Source organism: Bacillus sp. S4, assembly GCF_040838205.1.
Lineage (GTDB): Bacteria > Bacillota > Bacilli > Bacillales > Bacillaceae_G > Bacillus_A > Bacillus_A cereus_U.
In genome coordinates this window covers 1-2,618 of sequence record NZ_JBFPJI010000408.1, presented here as the reverse complement: position 1 = coordinate 2,618, position 2,618 = coordinate 1, and the positions used below count along the sequence as shown (strand labels likewise).

The window sequence follows — 2,618 nt, the reverse complement described above, 5'->3', positions numbered from 1 at the left end:
GTTATGGAATGTTTTATAACAATAAGTAAGTACTGTAGCAATAAAATTTGAGAGAGGTGGTTAGTACATGAATCACGGTGAGAACGTTCTCGGTTTTTAACCATCTCAAATAATGTGCAAGAAAATAGAATAATAAAATGCGATAGTAATAGTTGCTAATACATAGGAGGAGTTAAAGTGAAAAAGACTTTAATTACAGGGTTATTGGTTACAGCAGTATCTACGAGTTGTTTTGTTCCTGTAAGCGCTTACGCTAAGGAGGGGCAAACAGAAGTGAAAACAGTATATGCGCAAAATGTAATTGCTCCAAATACATTATCAAATTCAATTAGAATGTTAGGGTCACAGTCACCACTTATACAAGCATACGGATTAGTTATTTTGCAACAACCAGACATTAAGGTAAACGCTATGAGTAGTTTGACGAATCATCAAAAGTTTGCAAAGGCGAATGTACGAGAGTGGATTGATGAATATAATCCGAAGTTAATCGACCTAAATCAAGAGATGATGAGATATAGCACTAGATTTAATAGCTATTATAGTAAGCTATATGAACTAGCAGGAAAAGTAAATGAAGATGAACAAGCAAAAGCAGATTTCACAAGCGCATATGGAAAATTGCAAGTGCAAGTACAAAGCATCCAAGAGAGTATGGAGCAAGATTTATTAGAGTTAAATCGATTTAAATCGGTATTAGACAAAGATAGTAACAACTTATCAATTAAAGCTGATGAGGCAATAAAAACACTTCAAGGATCAAGTGGAGATATTGTGAAATTAAGAGAAGATATTAAAAGAATTCAAGGGGAAATTCAAGCTGAACTAACTATTATTTTGAATAGACCTCAAGAAATTATTAAAGGTTCTATTAATATCGGTAAACAAGTATTTACAATCACAAATCAAACTGCACAAACGAAAACAATCGATTTTGTTTCTATTGGTACTTTAAGTAATGAAATTGTAAATGCTGCAGATAGTCAAACGAGGGAAGCAGCTCTTCGTATTCAGCAAAAGCAAAAAGAGCTATTACCACTTATTCAAAAGTTATCACAAACTGAATCAGAGGCGACTCAAATTACATTCGTTGAAGATCAAGTAAGTAGCTTTACAGAACTAATTGATCGCCAAATCGCAACTTTAGAAACGTTATTAACAGATTGGAAAGTTTTAAATAATAATATGATCCAAATTCAAACAAATATTGAAGAAGGCACGTATACAGACAATAGTTTACTTCAAAAACATTTCAATCAACTCAAAAAAGTAAGTGATGAAATGAATAAGCAAACGAATCAATTTGAAGATTACGTTACAAACGTTGAAGTACATTAAACAGAAAAATAATTAACGATATAGGGAGAGAAGAGAAATGACGAAAAAACCTTATAAAGTAATGGCTCTATCAGCACTTATGGCAGTATTTGCAGCAGGGAACATTATGCCGGCTCATACTTATGCAGCTGAAAGTACAGTGAAACAAGCTCCAGTTCATGCGGTAGCAAAAGCTTATAATGACTATGAAGAATATTCATTAGGACCAGAAGGCCTGAAAGATGCAATGGAAAGAACAGGTTCAAACGCTTTAGTAATGGATCTGTACGCTTTAACAATTATTAAACAAGGTAATGTTAACTTTGGTAATGTATCGTCAGTTGATGCAGCTTTAAAAGGAAAAGTGATTCAGCATCAAGATACAGCTAGAGGAAATGCGAAACAATGGTTAGATGTAATGAAGCCACAGCTTATTTCAACGAATCAAAATATCATTAACTACAATACGAAGTTCCAAAACTATTATGATACTTTAGTTGCTGCGGTAGATACAAAGGATAAAGCAACTCTTACGAAAGGTCTAACTAGATTATCAAGTAGTATTAATGAAAATAAAGCGCAAGTAGATCAGTTAGTAGAAGACTTGAAGAAATTCCGAAATAAAATGACTACAGATACTCAAAATTTCAAGGGAGATGCAAATCAAATTACATCTATCTTAGCTAGTCAAGATGCTGGAATTCCGCTTCTGCAAAATCAAATTACAACGTATAATGAAGCAATTAGTAAATATAATGCAATTATTATCGGCTCATCTGTTGCGACAGCTTTAGGACCAATTGCAATTATCGGTGGTGCAGTTGTTATTGCTACGGGAGCAGGAACGCCGCTAGGAATCGCACTAATTGCAGGTGGTGCAGCAGCTGTAGGTGGTGGAACAGCTGGAATCGTATTAGCGAAGAAAGAGCTTGATAATGCACAAGCTGAAATTCAAAAAATAACTGGACAAGTTACAACTGCCCAATTAGAAGTGGCGGGGTTAACAAATATTAAAACACAAACTGAGTATTTAACAAATACAATTGATACAGCAATTACAGCGTTGCAAAACATTTCAAATCAATGGTATACAATGGGATCAAAATACAATTCTTTACTTCAAAATGTAGATTCTATTAGTCCAAATGATCTTGTTTTCATTAAAGAAGATTTAAACATTGCGAAAGATAGCTGGAAAAACATTAAAGACTATGCAGAAAAGATTTATGCTGAGGATATTAAAGTAGTAGATACGAAAAAAGCATAATAACAATTAAACTGTTATAGCATTACGTATAGAT

The 2,618-nt window shown here is 33.5% G+C and carries 2 protein-coding genes; both read left to right on the top strand.

Annotated features, from left to right (window positions below; translation table 11 throughout):
• The first annotated feature begins 177 nt into the window (after window positions 1-177).
• The gene (gene nheA, locus AB3X48_RS20865) at window positions 178-1,338 is read left to right on the top strand and encodes a non-hemolytic enterotoxin NHE subunit A (RefSeq protein ID WP_016104521.1); all 1,161 of its coding nucleotides are present in this window, start codon (window positions 178-180) and stop codon (window positions 1,336-1,338) included.
• A gap of 37 nt (window positions 1,339-1,375) precedes the next feature.
• Window positions 1,376-2,584, top strand: coding sequence for a non-hemolytic enterotoxin NHE subunit B (gene nheB, locus AB3X48_RS20860; protein WP_002200902.1), 1,209 nt, complete (start codon window positions 1,376-1,378; stop codon window positions 2,582-2,584).
• Window positions 2,585-2,618 lie beyond the last annotated feature (34 nt).

What these genes read in the sequence shown, in the direction of transcription:
- nheB (WP_002200902.1), top strand. Translation starts at nt 1,376, where the DNA reads ATGACGAAAAAACCTTATAAAGTAATGGCTCTATCAGCACTTATGGCA.